The organism is Bacillus sp. ME78 (genome assembly GCF_903970865.1).
GTDB classification, from domain to species: Bacteria; Bacillota; Bacilli; order Bacillales; family Bacillaceae_G; genus Bacillus_A; species Bacillus_A cereus.
In genome coordinates, this window is sequence record NZ_CAJCKK010000009.1 from 42,748 (window position 1) to 58,035 (window position 15,288).

The following is a 15,288-nucleotide window of genomic DNA, read 5'->3' on the forward strand; positions in this document are numbered from 1 at the left end:
AAAAGAGGTGTCCGTATGATTTTAGGTATTAATCCGTACTTAGTTTTAGATGGTAGTGGGCAAGAAGCTGTACAGTTTTATAAAGAGGCTTTAGATGCAAAAGTAGAAGTCATGCAAACTTTTGGTGACATGCCTGAAAATCCAGAATACCCGATTCCAGCTGAAGCGAAAGAGCGCGTTTTACACGCTACTTTAAAAGTTGGTAATACGGATCTTATGATTTCTGATACATTCCCAGGTCAAGGGCATGCAATCGGATCTCAAGTAACAATCGCAATTCAAATTAGTAATGCAGAAAAAGCAAAAGAAGTATTCGATAAGTTACAAGAAGGTGGAGAAGTTATCATGCCACTTCAAGAAACATTCTGGAGCCCAGCATACGGACAAGTAAAAGATAAATTTAATATTGAATGGCAAGTTACAACGTCTACTACTGAACAAAAGTAATTTTTAGAAAAGCACCATGTTTTGAAATGGTGCTTTTTTTTATACAATAAAAAATAAAGGAGATGGGATATATGGGAGAAATTTGGTATGGCGGTACCATTTACACAATGAGAGAAGAAAATGAAAAAGTGGACGCTGTTTACGTTGAAAACGGTACGATCGTTGATTTTGGAAGTAAAGAAGAGTTAGAAAACCAATATGCCGCGGTTACATTGCACGATTTAAAAGGCAAAACAATGATCCCAGGCCTCGTTGATAGCCATATGCATCTTATTGGGCATGGAGAGAGATTACTCCGTCTAGATTTATCAAATTGTACATCTTATGGTGAAGTGCTTACTCTTGTTCAGAAGCGAGTGAAAGAAGCTCCAAAGGGCTCTTGGATTATTGGAGAAGGATGGAATGAAAATAACTTTACAGATACGAAAGATGTTCACGCGCGTGATTTAGATGAAATTTCGAAAGAACACCCCATTTTATTAAAGCGAGTTTGTCGTCACGTTACATGGGTGAATTCATACATATTGCAAGAAGCGAACATAACAGAAGCGACGCAAAATCCAAAAGGCGGGAAAATCGGTAGGGATTCATCAAATAAGTTAACAGGACTTTTATATGAACAAGGACAAGAATTAATTAAACATGTTCAGCCTGAAATTGATGAAGCGTATTTACAAAGAGCTTTGCAAACAGCGATTAAAGATTGCTGGAAATACGGACTTGTTGGCGGGCATACGGAAGATTTAAATTACTACGGTGGTTTTAGAAAAACATATAATGCGTTTTCTCACGTTATAAAAGAAATGCCATTTAAAGCCCATTTGCTCGTTCACCATGAAGTAGCACATGAACGAAAAGAATATGAAAATGAACATTATATTGAATTTGGGGCAATGAAAATTTTTTCTGACGGTTCTTTTGGAGGAAGAACAGCATTATTAAGTGAACCGTATGAAGATGCAAAGGAAACGGATGGGGTTGCAATTTTCTCGCGTGAAGAACTTGCAGAATTAGTGAAGAAAGCACGAGACTTACATATGCCAGTTGCGATTCATACTATCGGTGACTTGTCGCTTGAATATGTTATTGATGCACTCGAATTATATCCACCAGCAGAAGGGTTACGTGACCGTATTATTCATTGTCAGCTTGCTCGTGAAGAGTTGATAGAAAGAATGAAAAACTTGCAAGCCATTATCGATATACAGCCAGTCTTTCTTTCATCAGATTTTCCATCAGTCATTGAAAAACTGGGAGAACACCGTCTTCGTTATGCGTATGCTTGGAAGACATTACTGGAAGCAGGACTACATTGTAATGGTGGTTCAGATGCTCCTATTGAACAAGTAAATCCGTTTCTAGGCATATATAGCGCTGTTACACGTAGAAGTTTTATTGACGGTGTATGCTATATGCCTGAGGAAAGATTAACGGTATATGAGGCTGTTTCTTTATTTACAACAGGGAGTGCCTATGCAATCGGAAAAGAAGCGAAACGAGGGCAAATTACAAAAGGATATGAAGCAGACTTTACAATATTAGACCACAATATTTTTGAAATTGAGGCAGAAGAAATAAAAGAAGTACAAGCAGAAATGACCGTAATAGATGGCCGAGTTGTCTATAGAAAAGATGTGTAAAAATATATCAGCGATTATTAAAATATATCGAATTACCGACAAAAACTGACAAGAATAACGGCCGGATAGTAAGAGATTATTGTTCGCGTCAATCGGGGTAAATAAATAACCGCAGAATTATGGAATTCCATAATTCTGCGGTTATTTTAATCCTATAAAAACGTTCTCTGTACTTTTTCCCAGAACGAATTATTTTTTAATTTAACTGTTTTAATTTGTTTATCGCTTAAGCGTACAACAGCTTTTTCCACTTGTTTAATGCTAAGCGCTTCGTTATCCATGCCGATAACAGGATAATCGTTACCGTCTGGTCTTAGTTTTAAAGTTAATGTACGTTCGTGATTTAAAATGAACGGTGAACCGAGCGTACGGTAAGTGTTGTTGTTTAAAGATGCTAGTTCGCTTACTTGGAAACATGGAATAAGTGGGTCAACAACTGCACCATGCAATGATTTATTGTAAGCAGTACTTCCTGTTGGGGTAGAAACTACTAAACCGTCTCCTCTAAATGTTTCGAAATATAAATCATCAACGTGAACATCTACAACGAATGTTTTAATAATGCTAGAACGTAATGAGAACTCATTTAAACAATGGAAAGATGTACTGTGATCTACATCTACCTGAATTGTTGGATATTTTCGCACTTCAATTTCATTTTTTGTAATTTCTTGAAGGGCTGTATCAACGTGATCAATGTGGAAATCGCAGTAGAACGAAGTTTCATCTTTCGTAGAAATCCCTGCGTATAAGCAATCTTCCCTAAAACCAGTTTTACGAACGGCTTGTAAGAAGGTTGCATCATCTCCAACACTGACGATAGCGTTTGCATTTTTTGGATGATCTAATATGGTAAATCCATTCTCTTCTAAAATACGATAGATTGGTTTCATTTTTTCAACGAGCGTTGCTTTGTCATCACCATAAAAGAAAAATAAATTGCGACGATCTGCCATTATGTATCCCTCCACTGCAGTTAAATTTTCTGTTTTTCGTGCTACATATCATTAGAGTCCGTTCCCTGATGATATGTTCAAATAATATATTTCGATACAAATTGTCAAAATACCTTTTTATTTTTAGAAAAATTTTTATATTCAATCTTATGGAACTCTGTTTAATGATGAATAAAGTTGTCGATAATGGGTACGGAGTGAAAGGATGATACGTATGAAGTGGCTCGTAATTGGAATAATAATTCTTCTCCTATTTATTTTGCTTATACTATTGTCGAAAATATCGCTTAAAGTGACATTTTTATATTCAGAAATGGAAAAGCAATGTTTATTTCAAGTGAAAATATGGATGATTCGATATACATTTGATGTATTGGAAAGAATTGAAAAACAGCAGAAAAAAACAGGACAGAAAATCGAAAAAGCTGAAGAGGACGGCGGACTAGATAATAAAATTATGGCGCAACTTGACAGTATTGGGGAACTGATAAAAAGGCTTCAAAAAGTTCATACTATCGTTAAAGATTTTCTCAAACGAGTGAAAATCAATGGTTGGAAATGGCATACGCAAATTGGAGCAGGCGACGCAGCTAGTACTGGAATTGTCACTGGATATGCATGGGGGACAAAAGGAATGGCTGCTGGAGTTGTCGGACAATATATGCATATTGTCGATGTACCAGAATTTGAAATTACTCCTGTTTTTCAAGGGAAAGGATTTGCATCGAGATGCGAGTTAACAGCATCTTTTCGTATATTTCGTACTATAAAAACAGCGGTGAAATTGCTCATATTTATGAGGCAGCAAAAATCTGGTATGACAGAAAAATCTGTTCAAGCATAGGGGGGATATAGAATGGACCATCCAATTCAAGGTTTAATGACAACCGCAATGCAGCATTTAAAACAAATGACTGATGTAAATACAATTGTTGGTGACCCAATTAAAGCGGCAGATGGAAGTGTAATTCTTACTGTTTCGAAAGTAAGTTTCGGATTTGCTGCTGGTGGAAGTGAATTTGGTAGGGTAGAACATTCAGGCCGTCATCCATTTGGCGGAGGAAGTGGAGGAGGAGTTTCTATTAATCCTGTTGCCTTTCTTGTTATAAATGGAGATGGTGTGAAAGTATTACATTTAGATAAGCAAACGCATGTCATCGATAAAATAATTGAATTAGCGCCACAAGCTGTTGATAAAGTGAAAGAAATGATGGATAAACGAAAAGAAGATGATCCTGAATTTCAAATTTAACGAATAAAGAAGCTAATCAATAGGTTAGCTTCTTTTATTTTTTTGTAAATAAAGCGATTTTATTTGCATTATCGATAGGGACAAACTATCATTTACATTGTACATATTTTGTTTAAATAAGGGAGGATTTTCAAGTGGCAAACGTAACTTTTAAAGGTAATCCAATGACTTTAGTTGGAACAGAAGTTAAAGTTGGCGATCAAGCGCCAAACTTCCAAGTATTAGCAAACGACTTATCTCCAGTAAGTTTAGAAACATACAAAGGCGAAGTAAAATTAATTAGTGTTGTACCTTCAATCGACACAGGTGTGTGTGATGCACAAACACGTCGTTTTAACCAAGATGCAGCAGGTATTGAAAACGCAAAAGTATTAACAATTAGCGCTGATTTACCATTCGCTCAAAAACGCTGGTGTGCAGCAAACGGTTTAGAAAATGTTGTAACACTTTCTGACCACCGTGACCTTTCATTCGGTGAAGCTTACGGCTTAGTAATGAAAGAACTTCGTTTACTTGCTCGTGCAGTATTCGTAGTAGATAGCAACGACAAAGTAGTTTACGTAGAATACGTAGGCGAAGGTACAAGCCATCCAAACTATGAAGCAGCATTAGAAGCAGCTAAATCTGCAAAGTAATGTGAAGGAAATGACCTCTTATAAAGAGGTCGTTTTTTCTCATATATCGCTGCGTAACGGTGCCGATATATGAGAAAAAACGTTATATCATATATAACTTGAGAGGGAGCTCTTTACAGGAGGTCGCTTTTTCTTTTTGGAAAAAATCACTTTGTGGTATGATATAAGTTATGTGTAAAAGAGAGAAGGAGGAATGTACGTGAGTCAGACAGTGGAAACATTATTTTCTATTTTTGATTCTTCTGCGGTAGTTTTACGTAAAGAATTAGATGTGACATATTTAGAGGCGCTTGTAGAAACAGGTGATAACTTGTTTGAGGGAGCGATTTTACAAGAGGAATTATCCGAATCAGCAATTGAAAGGCTGAATCGTGAATATAGTACGTTTAATGAAGAAACATATAAAGGTGAAGAAATTCGTAAAGCATTTCAGTTAGCCATCTTAAAAGGAATGAAAGAAGGCGTACAAGCGAATCATGAAATGACGCCTGATGCAGTTGGGATGTTCATGAGTTACTTATTCCATAAATTTATGCAAGGTCAAAACGAAATTACAGTTTTAGATCCTGCAATTGGAACAGGAAATTTAATGACTACAGTGTTTAATAGCGCCAAAGAAGGACTAACAATGAGTGGATTTGGTGTAGAAGTGGATGAAGTGCTAATTAAACTTGCTTTAGTAAATGCAAATTTACAGAAGCATGCAATCGAATTCTTCCATCAAGATGGACTAGCACCACTTTATATCGATCCAGTTGATGCAGTCGTTTCAGACTTACCGATTGGTTACTATCCAAACGAAATCGGTGCCAGTGAATATAAATTAAAAGCAGATGAAGGAATGTCGTATGCTCATCACTTATTTATTGAACAAAGTGTGAAACATACGAAAGAGGGCGGGTACTTATTCTTCTTAGTACCAAACTTCATTTTTGAAAGTGACCAGGCACCAAAATTACATGCATTTATTAAAGAAACATGCTTTATTCAAGGGTTATTACAGCTACCTGTTTCCATGTTTAAAAACGAGAAAAATGCAAAAAGTATATTTGTTCTCCAAAAGAAAGGCTCTAATGTAACAATGCCAAAACAGGCGTTATTAGTGGAGTTGCCTAAATTCTCTAACATGAAGGCGATGGAGAACATTATGGATCAATTAAATACTTGGTTTGCAACACATAAATAAAGCTGGGTGTATGTAACAGCATTAGTGATTCATGTAGTACAGTTTTATATAATATGTCATATTTTTAAATATATACTAGATTTAACTGAATTTTTTTGAAATCTGTAATATATATTTTTTCTTGGTGTTACAATTTTTTCACTTGAAATATATGTCGGACGATGTTTAAATTAAAATCGTGAGTATAAAATTTGCTAATGATGAAACGTTTTCATATTTGGTGAATTTGATCAGATAAAATCGAGCGGTTTGTGGAAACATCCACACAACTACCAAGAGAAAAAGGGGCGAAAGACTAGATGTCAAAAATCATCGCGATTAACGCAGGAAGCTCTTCCTTAAAATTCCAATTATTTGAAATGCCAAGTGAAACAGTATTAACAAAAGGTTTAGTAGAACGTATCGGTTTAGAAGATAGTATCTTCACTATTACTGTAGATGGCGAAAAACAAAAAGAAATTACAAACATTCCAGATCACGCAGTAGCAGTTAATATGCTTCTTAAAAAGTTAACTGAAAACGGAATCGTTAAATCTCTAGATGAGATTGGCGGTATCGGTCACCGTGTCGTTCACGGCGGCGAAAAATTTGCTGACTCTGTTTTAATTACTGATGAAGTATTAGCTGATATCGAAGAATTAAGCGATTTAGCACCACTTCATAACCCAGCAAACGTTGTTGGTATTAAAGCATTCCAAGAAGTATTACCAAACGTACCAGCAGTAGCAGTATTCGATACAGCATTCCACCAAACAATGCCGGAATCTGCATTCCTATACAGCTTACCATATGAGTACTATGAAAAATTCGGCATCCGTAAATACGGTTTCCACGGAACTTCTCATAAATATGTAACTGAGCGTGCGGCTGAATTATTAGGTCGTCCAATTGAAAGCTTAAGCTTACTTTCTTGTCACTTAGGTAACGGTGCAAGTATCGCAGCAGTAGAAGGCGGTAAATCTATCGATACTTCTATGGGCTTCACTCCACTTGCTGGTGTAACAATGGGTACACGTTCTGGTAACCTTGACCCTGCGTTAATTCCATACATCATGGAAAAAACAGGCCAAACAGTAGAAGAAGTAGTTAACGTATTAAACAAGAAGAGTGGTATGTTAGGTCTTACTGGTTACTCTAGTGACCTACGTGACATCATTGCGAAAGAAGAAGAAGGCGACCACCGTGCGAAAGTAGCACTTGATGTATTCGTAAGCCGTATCCACAAATACATCGGTTCTTACACTGCTCGTATGAAAGGTGTAGACGCAATCATCTTCACAGCTGGTGTAGGTGAAAACAGTGCGATTATTCGTGAGCGCGTATTAGAAGGCCTTGAGTACATGGGCGTATACTTCGATGCAAAACGTAATAACGTATTCGGTGAAGAAGCATTCATCAGCTTCCCACACTCTCCAGTAAAAATTATCGTAATTCCAACTGACGAAGAAGTTATGATTGCTCGTGACGTACTACGTCTTGGAGATATTGGTTAATATATGAAAAGAAAGACGAGATCCTATAGGATTTCGTCTTTTTTCTTTTGGATGTATTTTAAAACTCCATCTGGATATAATATTTTTTCTTTCTGAATGAATGCCGTAATAGGAATCCATTTCGCATACGCTACTGTTTCCTCATCTTGTATATTTAATATTTTCATTTCATATAGTGACGTGTCTAATAAACGCAAAGAATATAGTTGAATGATTTCATGACCAATGTCTCCATCGAGATGAAAGACATTTTCTAAACAACCTAAATAATTGATGATTTCTATCTCCGTATGAAGCTCTTCTGTAAACTCCCGAATAACAGTATGTGCTGATTTTTCACCAAGTTCAATGGAACCGCCAAGAGGACGATAATATGTTTCGCCTTCTGTATGATATTCTTGTACGAGAAGGCGATCTTGATGTACAGCAAGATCGAAAGCTTTTGCACGTGGATACATATAGAATCACTCCTTATTTGTTTTGTATAAAGACGATTATAATGTATGGTGTGATAAAAGTATCGTGTATTTAAGTGTGTGGTCTAACTGTAATTCCATCAAATAAGTCTTTCCAAAATGCTTCATTGTATTGGTATACATCCATAATAGGACATTTCATAACGCAAGTACGTTGTAATCCCCAATCTTCTTGGGTGATAGTTGGTATATCGGCAGGAATTAGTAATAGGACAGAGAATGTATGTGTAACGATTTGAGATAAAATTTGTTCTAGGGAACATGCTTCTTCATATGTTCCTCCAGTTCGAATAAACAATATGGATTCTGCCGTTTCAATTGTAGTTAGAAAACGATTAATTCGATGTTCATAGTTTAACTTAATTTCTGTATAAGAAGGCCAATAAGTTGGTGTGTTTACATCTGTTTTAAAGTCATGACAGGAGTCAATTTCATAAAGGTTGTCCCTTAATCTTAATTTGGCATCATCATCCCAAAATGAGATGAAGGATAGATTTTCGAAATTTAAAAAACGGTCAAATCGATTTTGTAATAATAAATTTACTTTCGTTAATGAAGGACTTAGCATAAAATCAATAACGCCAAAAAATGGTGATAATTCTAATTGATATAATGCCCAAGCAGGCCAACAGTTTTGTCCTAAGCTGAATACTGCGTTATAGTTTTGTTTTAGATTGGATAGATTCATGTGAAGTATCTCATCCTTTTTGCTATTATTTTATGTCACTCATAAAGGGTATGTGAAAAGAGATATACAAGCATATTTGTAAAGAATAAGCAGAAATATGTTACAATAGAAAAAAATTGAACGAGGTGGTTGTTACGATGCGATCGAAGCGAGAACAAGCCATTTTAGACAATATAAAAGAATGGGAAGCGCAATTAGTTGAGCAAGAAGCGACCGATTTTCAGAAATTGTTTGATAAATGGTTACATACTACAGTTGCGAAATTACCTGAGAAAAAGCGAAAAGAATTCTTCATGAAAGCAGATGGATGGCTCTTTCATTTGCATGCATTTATTCAAAGTTCACAAGCACAGTTAGACGCACGTAATCGGATTTTAGGAACATCGAGATTATTTGATGAATCGATTGAACAGCTTGAAGATTTGAAAGCATTATCTATTGATCAGTTAACATACATAGCAGAGCAGCAAACAGCACGTCATCGTCTATATTCATTTGTGCAAGGCGGGGCGACAGGTGCTGGAGGTTTATTATTATTAACGGCGGATTTTCCGGTTATGATCGCGTTAAATGTGAAGGCGGTCCAACTTATTGCAACATCATTTGGACATGATGTGAACAAGCCATATGAAATGATGCTTGCGTTAAAGGTGTTTCACGCGTCATTACTACCAGGAAGACTTCAGCAATACGCATGGTACAATTTATTGCAAGAGCTGGAACAAGAAGATTCGTTCTTTTATGAAGGAGACGAAGCAGTGTTACAAACAGCTTCTACTGAAGTTGTGTTAAAACAAATTTTGAAGACATTTTCGATTTATGCTCTTCGTCGTAAATTATTCCAAGGTATTCCGGTAATTGGAATGGCAATTGGATCTACAGTGAATTATCGTTTAACAAGAAACGTTACTGAATTTGCAAATAGATTTTATCAAGTGCGCCATATAGTCGAGAAAGAAAAAAGAGCATAAAAAAAAGCGAGAGGCCGAAGCCTTTCGCTTTTTTAATTTGTTGCATGTTTTTTGGACATTGGAACAGATACCGGCTGCTTTTCTGCTGTTTTTTCTGTTTTTGGATAATAAATTAAATCCAATGTTTTTGCCTGTACGGCAATCGAAAGAATAGTAAAAGCAATTTCTGTCCAATTTAAATAATATAATGAAAGCGCAAGAACAATCGCGTCAAAGACGAAGAAAATTTGCCCAATTGTAAAACGAGTTCGTTTACTTAATACAATTGTTAAAATATCGTCTCCACCGGTTGCACCGCCAAATCGCAATATAAAACCGAGTCCAATACCAGCTAACGCACCGCCAACTACTGCAGCTATAAATAAGTTATTTGATAAATCTACCGTAAATGGAGAATAATTTTCCATAAAGGAATAAAATACTCCGAATGAAATTGAACCTAAGAATGAGTAGCCAACCATTTTTCTACCTAAAAATGAAGCACACAGTAAAATAATTGGGATATCCATTAATACAGTTGAAATAGATGGTGAAATATCATAAAAGTTTTGAATGAATAGTGCAATTCCTACAAAGCCACCTTCTGTTAAGTGGTTTTGGAAGTGAATGTGATATAGCGCTGCTGCTAAAATAAATGAACCGATTAAAACCATAAAAATTTCTTTAATAATTTGCCGACTTTGGATGTTCCTCATCGTTATTCCTTCTTTCCGTAGTTAGTAGTCCTTTTTGTGTTGTAAACTAACTACGAGCTCACATGTAGCTTTCAGTTAGTTTACGAAAAAACTAACTACGCTATATGTCGCTGAAGAAATAACGAATAATCCTCTCGTCCATCAATTCTCCCTACCTTCGTTTTAGTTTAAGTCTTAAAACGACTAAACAAAACGTGGAGTAGGATTCGTCATTTAGCAATCCTGCTCTTCTTTGTTTTGTTTAGTTAGTAACAATTAAGTCCTAAACAAAACGCTATGTGTAAGAAGAGTCTTTTTTTTGCCAAATTATCCTTCGGGCAATCATAATTTCCCCACTCTCGTATTTTTTTCGCTAGACTAAAGTATCTGAGCTAAAAAATACGCTATGTGTATGATTCGTCAATACGATGCCACATGCTCCTTCGAGCGATCATGATATCAAAATCCCTTCCTTCAAGATTTATACTATTATATCATACTTTTAAAAAATGTATGCGGATGGAAACCGACAATAAACGGAGGGAATCTACAAAAAATGTTATGTTTAAATATTTTTGTAGAAAAGCCTAAGTTATTTCGGAGGATTGGACAGTTTGTAACGGTTTGTCCAATAAGTAAGAAAAAAAGGGTTTTATTCAGTTGTATTTTTTTCATCACTTTTATCTTTAAAAAACGCATCCCAACTAATCACACTTAAAAAAGTTAAAGCGATAATAACGAAAGCACGCATAAGCTTTAGACCTCCTTTTGTACATAGTATATGAATCATTCGATTCGGAATGTGTCATTTTTTTACAAGTCTTAACTATTATGAGAGTATATTAATATAGATAGATGAAGGGGAGAGTGAAGACATGTTAAAAGATATGTTCAAAAGAAAAGAATTAATATGCATTTCATGTCAGAAAAAAATTCAATATGAAGAAGAGCTTGTTGCTTTTGTAAAGTTGCCGAAAGAAAGAAGTATATTAGTTGGTCCATTCGATGTATGTTTGGCGAAAACAGCACAAGAAATATATTGTAAATCATGTTACGACAAAAAAGCATGACCCAAAGTAATTGAGGGGCATGCTTTTTTCATTGGTGTGCTTTCCCCTCAGATACATTTTGAGTGAGTCGATACCAAAGCCAAAGGTCATTAATGATGGAAGCAAGATCGGCAATTTCTGAATTTAGTTTACAAGAAACTTCGAAGTCTTCTTCGTTATTTAAATAATGTTGTTTTGTATTAATATAGTGCTCAAGTTCTTTTATACGATCAGGAATTTTCCCGCGAACTTGTTCCCATCTTAGTAAAATAGCATGTTGCATTTTTTCGGGGATTTCTTCCCAGTCTTCTTGTAAATGCGGAATTTCAATTCCTAGATGTTCATCGTATAAGAAATACTTTTCCATAAGTTCACCCCCGTTTTCCTGCTTATATTGTACAGAAAAACAGAAAGAAGTTCGACGAAATTGTTTGAAAAAATTTGAAAATGACTCTTGATACATTTTGTGAAAGGTGGTAAAGTGTGAATTATTATAAAAGAAAATGAATATTTATTCTTTAGGGGGATGCAAAATGGAGAAGAAAAAAGTTGTATTAGCATATTCCGGAGGTCTTGATACTTCCGTTGCAATTAAATGGTTACAAGAGAAGAATTATGATATTATCGCGCTTTGTTTAGACTTAGGGGAAGGGAAAGACTTAGGGTTTGTGAAAGAAAAGGCGCTTTCAGTTGGTGCAATTAAATCATATATGGTGGATGTCCAAGAAGAATTTGCGAATGAATATGCATTGATGGCGATGCAAGCACACACATTATACGAAGGGAAATACCCTCTTGTCTCTGCATTATCTCGTCCGCTTATTGCGAAGAAATTAGTGGAAATCGCAGAACAAGAAGGCGCAACTGCAGTTGCACACGGATGTACAGGGAAAGGAAATGACCAAGTTCGTTTTGAAGTTTCTATCCAAGCATTAAATCCTTACTTAGAAGTGATTGCGCCTGTACGTGAATGGAAATGGTCACGTGAAGAAGAAATTGCATATGCAAAAGAAAATGATGTACCAATTCCGATTAATTTAGATAGCCCGTTTTCAATCGATCAAAACTTATGGGGACGCAGCAACGAATGTGGAATTTTAGAAGATCCATGGGCAGCGCCGCCAGAAGATGCATATGAGATGACATTGGCATTAGAAGATACACCGAATAAACCAGAGTTTGTAGAAATCGGATTTGAAGCAGGCGTACCGACTACTTTAAATGGTACTGCATATTCACTTTCAGAATTAATTAAAACGTTAAATGCGCTTGCTGGAAAACACGGCGTTGGACGTATTGATCACGTAGAAAATCGTCTTGTCGGTATTAAATCTCGTGAAGTATACGAATGCCCAGCAGCAATGACGTTAATCACCGCGCATAAAGAGTTGGAAGATTTAACACACGTAAAAGAAGTAGCGCATTTTAAACCAGTGATTGAACAGAAAATAACAGAACTTATTTATAACGGTTTATGGTTCTCACCTTTAAAACAAGCGCTTCATGCATTTTTACAAGAAACGCAAAAGAATGTAACAGGTACAGTGCGTGTGAAATTATTTAAAGGTCATGCGATTGTAGAAGGACGTAAATCTGAATACTCTTTATACGATGAAAAATTAGCAACATATACTGCTCAAGATGAATTTAATCATGATGCAGCAGTTGGATTCATTTCATTATTCGGTTTACCGACGAAAGTATACAGCCAAGTGAATCAAAAGAAGGTGGAAGCGTGAGCAAACTTTGGGGCGGACGATTTACGGAAGAAGCGGAAGCGTGGGTTGAAGAGTTTGGAGCATCCATCTCCTTCGATCAACAATTAGTAAATCAAGATATAAACGGGAGTATTGCACACGTAACGATGCTAGCAAAGCAAGGCATCGTTACGAAAGAAGAGGCAGAGAAAATAAAGATAGGTCTTCAATATTTATTAGAAGAAGCGAAACAAAATAAATTACATTTTTCGGTTGAAGCTGAAGATATTCATTTAAATATTGAAAAGATGTTAATTGAAAAAATCGGTGAAGTAGGAGGGAAACTTCATACAGGCCGAAGTCGTAACGATCAAGTGGCGACAGATATGCATTTGTATTTAAAAGAAAAGGTAGAACATATTATAAAAGCTACAAAACAATTGCAAACTGTTCTTGTTCATCAAGCAGAAAATAACATTGAGACAATTATGCCTGGCTATACGCATTTACAGCGTGCCCAGCCGATTTCATTTGCTCATCATATTCTTGCTTACTTTTGGATGTTAGAGCGTGATGTGAATCGTTATGAAGATTCATTAAAGCGTATTAATATCTCCCCATTAGGAGCAGGAGCGCTAGCTGGGACGACATTCCCGATCGACCGAGAATATAGTGCGGAACTTCTTGGGTTTAATGGAATCTATGAAAATAGTTTAGATGCAGTAAGTGATCGTGATTTCATACTGGAGTTTTTAAGTAACTCATCTATGCTTATGATGCACTTATCACGCTTTTGTGAAGAACTTATTTTATGGAGTAGCCAAGAGTTTCAATTTATTGAAATGAGCGATCAATACGCGACAGGAAGCAGCATTATGCCGCAAAAGAAAAATCCGGATATGGCGGAACTAATCCGTGGTAAAACAGGCAGAGTATACGGTAATTTATTCAGTTTACTTACAGTAATGAAAGGATTACCACTCGCTTACAATAAAGACTTACAAGAAGATAAAGAAGGAATGTTTGATACAGTCAAAACAGTAGAAGGATGCCTTCATATTATGGCGGGCATGCTTGAAACGATGACTGTAAACAAAGAAAAAATGGGGCAAGCTGTGACGCAAGATTTCTCCAACGCAACAGAAATTGCCGACTACTTAGCAAACAAAGGACTACCATTCCGTCAAGCTCATGAAATTGTTGGGAAGTTAGTGCTACATTGCACACAAAAAGGAATTTATTTATTAGATGTCCCGCTTGAAACATATCAAGAAATGTGCTCTTTATTTGAAGAAGATTTGTATGAAGTTCTTTCACCATATGCGGCTGTAAAGCGTCGTAATAGTGCTGGTGGGACAGGGTTTGAACAAATCAAAAACGCTTTGGAGAAGGCGAAGGGGTTAACGAAAGAAGTTATTAAGAATTGAGTTGGAAAGTACGCCAGTCTAGTAAAGTCTGGCGTACTTTGTTTTTTACTAATATTTAAATTACAATATAGTAAAAAATAACAATTTAGGGGAAGTCTATGAAAAAAATAGTGTTTATCATTGTACTGTTAATTAGTTTAATTGCAAATGCTAAAGTGTTTCTTTTGGACAAATATATGTATGTTGGTGAAAAAGAAAAGCGAGAGGAAGCGATTATCGCAACGATGTGGCATTTGCAAGATAAAGGATATAAAGAAAGTGATATTTTATATATAAAACCGGCCTTTTATAGCAAAATGGATTCATATGGTATGAATGTACAGTTTAAAGATGAACCAAATGAATCATATACATATAGAGTTTTAAAAGATACGAAAACAAATAAACTAACTGTACACCAAGATAGCAATGAGCCTGGTGGTATGGGCGGGAAACATCAAGAGCTTAAATAAAGAAAGAAAACGACTGATGGCATTCGCCTGCAGTCGTTTTTCTTTTAATCATACTTATGTCGATCTTCTGTAATTCGAATATACTCAATATCCATCAAATCACGAAGCAATGCACCATTACTTAGTTCAACGCCATGTTTCTCTTTAAAATGAGTGCGAATTGTATCTAGCATTTCAATTTCTTTTCCGTTCACGTCTAAAATAATGCGTTCAGAATCATCCATATAGCATCCTCCTTTTTTACA

The 15,288-nt window shown here is 35.9% G+C and carries 18 protein-coding genes; 12 read left to right on the forward strand and 6 right to left on the reverse strand.

Annotated elements, in window-relative coordinates; all coding sequences use genetic code 11:
• The first annotated feature begins 15 nt into the window (after window positions 1–15).
• Window positions 16–447 carry a VOC family protein gene (locus tag H6481_RS12565; RefSeq protein ID WP_000600350.1) on the forward strand — a complete coding sequence of 144 codons (432 nt, stop codon included), beginning with the start codon at window positions 16–18 and terminating at the stop codon, window positions 445–447.
• Window positions 448–518: 71 nt separating this feature from the next.
• On the forward strand, window positions 519–2,087 hold the full coding sequence (locus tag H6481_RS12570; protein WP_182811924.1) for an amidohydrolase: 1,569 nt from the start codon (window positions 519–521) through the stop codon (window positions 2,085–2,087).
• A 152-nt stretch (window positions 2,088–2,239) separates the two neighbouring features.
• Here H6481_RS12570 and H6481_RS12575 read toward each other — a convergent pair whose 3' ends face one another.
• Complete coding sequence (locus H6481_RS12575) at window positions 2,240–3,043, reverse strand: NAD kinase (protein WP_000785186.1); 804 nt, start codon at window positions 3,041–3,043, stop codon at window positions 2,240–2,242.
• 205 nt (window positions 3,044–3,248) lie between these two features.
• Between H6481_RS12575 and H6481_RS12580 the strand changes: the two genes are divergently transcribed.
• The 5 genes from H6481_RS12580 (at window position 3,249) to ackA (ending at window position 7,609) form a co-directional block, all read left to right on the forward strand.
• Window positions 3,249–3,887, forward strand: coding sequence for a DUF2953 domain-containing protein (locus H6481_RS12580; RefSeq protein ID WP_002094156.1), 639 nt, complete (start codon window positions 3,249–3,251; stop codon window positions 3,885–3,887).
• 12 nt (window positions 3,888–3,899) lie between these two features.
• A complete protein-coding gene (gene ytfJ, locus H6481_RS12585) occupies window positions 3,900–4,295 on the forward strand; it encodes a GerW family sporulation protein (protein WP_000350007.1) in 396 nt (131 codons plus the stop codon).
• Window positions 4,296–4,429: 134 nt separating this feature from the next.
• Window positions 4,430–4,930, forward strand: a complete 501-nt coding sequence (gene tpx, locus H6481_RS12590; protein WP_000024527.1) for a thiol peroxidase — start codon at window positions 4,430–4,432, stop codon at window positions 4,928–4,930.
• A gap of 199 nt (window positions 4,931–5,129) precedes the next feature.
• Window positions 5,130–6,116, forward strand: coding sequence for a class I SAM-dependent methyltransferase (locus tag H6481_RS12595; RefSeq protein WP_000084365.1), 987 nt, complete (start codon window positions 5,130–5,132; stop codon window positions 6,114–6,116).
• A gap of 299 nt (window positions 6,117–6,415) precedes the next feature.
• A complete protein-coding gene (gene ackA / locus H6481_RS12600; protein ID WP_000034575.1) occupies window positions 6,416–7,609 on the forward strand; it encodes an acetate kinase in 1,194 nt (397 codons plus the stop codon).
• A 23-nt stretch (window positions 7,610–7,632) separates the two neighbouring features.
• On the opposite strand, the gene H6481_RS12605 is transcribed toward ackA, so the two are convergent.
• Complete coding sequence (locus H6481_RS12605; protein WP_182811926.1) at window positions 7,633–8,067, reverse strand: NUDIX hydrolase; 435 nt, start codon at window positions 8,065–8,067, stop codon at window positions 7,633–7,635.
• Between the two features lie 70 nt (window positions 8,068–8,137).
• Window positions 8,138–8,773, reverse strand: coding sequence for a DUF1796 family putative cysteine peptidase (locus H6481_RS12610; protein ID WP_063548760.1), 636 nt, complete (start codon window positions 8,771–8,773; stop codon window positions 8,138–8,140).
• A gap of 137 nt (window positions 8,774–8,910) precedes the next feature.
• On the opposite strand from H6481_RS12610, the gene H6481_RS12615 reads away from it, so the two are divergent.
• A complete protein-coding gene (locus tag H6481_RS12615; protein ID WP_182811929.1) occupies window positions 8,911–9,744 on the forward strand; it encodes an EcsC family protein in 834 nt (277 codons plus the stop codon).
• A gap of 32 nt (window positions 9,745–9,776) precedes the next feature.
• Here the strand turns inward: H6481_RS12615 and H6481_RS12620 are convergent, their stop codons facing one another.
• Entirely contained in the window at window positions 9,777–10,439 is a 663-nt protein-coding gene (locus tag H6481_RS12620; RefSeq protein ID WP_001244515.1) for a YitT family protein, read from the reverse strand.
• A gap of 854 nt (window positions 10,440–11,293) precedes the next feature.
• Here H6481_RS12620 and H6481_RS12625 point away from each other — a divergent pair.
• Window positions 11,294–11,488 (forward strand): hypothetical protein, encoded by a 195-nt coding sequence (locus tag H6481_RS12625; protein WP_000910273.1) that lies wholly within the window; start codon window positions 11,294–11,296, stop codon window positions 11,486–11,488.
• Between the two features lie 28 nt (window positions 11,489–11,516).
• Here the strand turns inward: H6481_RS12625 and H6481_RS12630 are convergent, their stop codons facing one another.
• The gene (locus tag H6481_RS12630; protein WP_000417221.1) at window positions 11,517–11,834 is read right to left on the reverse strand and encodes a hypothetical protein; all 318 of its coding nucleotides are present in this window, start codon (window positions 11,832–11,834) and stop codon (window positions 11,517–11,519) included.
• A gap of 166 nt (window positions 11,835–12,000) precedes the next feature.
• On the opposite strand from H6481_RS12630, the gene H6481_RS12635 reads away from it, so the two are divergent.
• From H6481_RS12635 to H6481_RS12645, 3 genes are all read left to right on the forward strand, one after another.
• Complete coding sequence (locus H6481_RS12635) at window positions 12,001–13,206, forward strand: argininosuccinate synthase (RefSeq protein ID WP_000412336.1); 1,206 nt, start codon at window positions 12,001–12,003, stop codon at window positions 13,204–13,206.
• The gene (gene argH, locus H6481_RS12640) at window positions 13,203–14,591 is read left to right on the forward strand and encodes an argininosuccinate lyase (protein ID WP_182811932.1); all 1,389 of its coding nucleotides are present in this window, start codon (window positions 13,203–13,205) and stop codon (window positions 14,589–14,591) included. The genes H6481_RS12635 and argH overlap by 4 nt, the downstream gene beginning before the upstream one ends.
• 98 nt (window positions 14,592–14,689) lie before the next feature.
• Window positions 14,690–15,043, forward strand: coding sequence for a DUF3139 domain-containing protein (locus tag H6481_RS12645; protein WP_016080084.1), 354 nt, complete (start codon window positions 14,690–14,692; stop codon window positions 15,041–15,043).
• A gap of 44 nt (window positions 15,044–15,087) precedes the next feature.
• Here H6481_RS12645 and H6481_RS12650 read toward each other — a convergent pair whose 3' ends face one another.
• Entirely contained in the window at window positions 15,088–15,267 is a 180-nt protein-coding gene (locus tag H6481_RS12650; protein WP_000342760.1) for a hypothetical protein, read from the reverse strand.
• Window positions 15,268–15,288: the final 21 nt, after the last annotated feature.

Coding starts and splice junctions, on each gene's coding strand:
- H6481_RS12610 (WP_063548760.1), bottom strand. CDS start 8,773: ATGAATCTATCCAATCTAAAACAAAACTATAACGCAGTATTCAGCTTA.
- H6481_RS12645 (WP_016080084.1), top strand. CDS start 14,690: ATGAAAAAAATAGTGTTTATCATTGTACTGTTAATTAGTTTAATTGCA.
- H6481_RS12650 (WP_000342760.1), bottom strand. CDS start 15,267: ATGGATGATTCTGAACGCATTATTTTAGACGTGAACGGAAAAGAAATT.
- H6481_RS12620 (WP_001244515.1), bottom strand. CDS start 10,439: ATGAGGAACATCCAAAGTCGGCAAATTATTAAAGAAATTTTTATGGTT.
- H6481_RS12570 (WP_182811924.1), top strand. CDS start 519: ATGGGAGAAATTTGGTATGGCGGTACCATTTACACAATGAGAGAAGAA.
- H6481_RS12565 (WP_000600350.1), top strand. CDS start 16: ATGATTTTAGGTATTAATCCGTACTTAGTTTTAGATGGTAGTGGGCAA.
- H6481_RS12615 (WP_182811929.1), top strand. CDS start 8,911: ATGCGATCGAAGCGAGAACAAGCCATTTTAGACAATATAAAAGAATGG.
- H6481_RS12630 (WP_000417221.1), bottom strand. CDS start 11,834: ATGGAAAAGTATTTCTTATACGATGAACATCTAGGAATTGAAATTCCG.
- ytfJ (WP_000350007.1), top strand. CDS start 3,900: ATGGACCATCCAATTCAAGGTTTAATGACAACCGCAATGCAGCATTTA.
- H6481_RS12575 (WP_000785186.1), bottom strand. CDS start 3,043: ATGGCAGATCGTCGCAATTTATTTTTCTTTTATGGTGATGACAAAGCA.
- H6481_RS12605 (WP_182811926.1), bottom strand. CDS start 8,067: ATGTATCCACGTGCAAAAGCTTTCGATCTTGCTGTACATCAAGATCGC.
- H6481_RS12580 (WP_002094156.1), top strand. CDS start 3,249: ATGATACGTATGAAGTGGCTCGTAATTGGAATAATAATTCTTCTCCTA.
- ackA (WP_000034575.1), top strand. CDS start 6,416: ATGTCAAAAATCATCGCGATTAACGCAGGAAGCTCTTCCTTAAAATTC.
- H6481_RS12635 (WP_000412336.1), top strand. CDS start 12,001: ATGGAGAAGAAAAAAGTTGTATTAGCATATTCCGGAGGTCTTGATACT.
- H6481_RS12625 (WP_000910273.1), top strand. CDS start 11,294: ATGTTAAAAGATATGTTCAAAAGAAAAGAATTAATATGCATTTCATGT.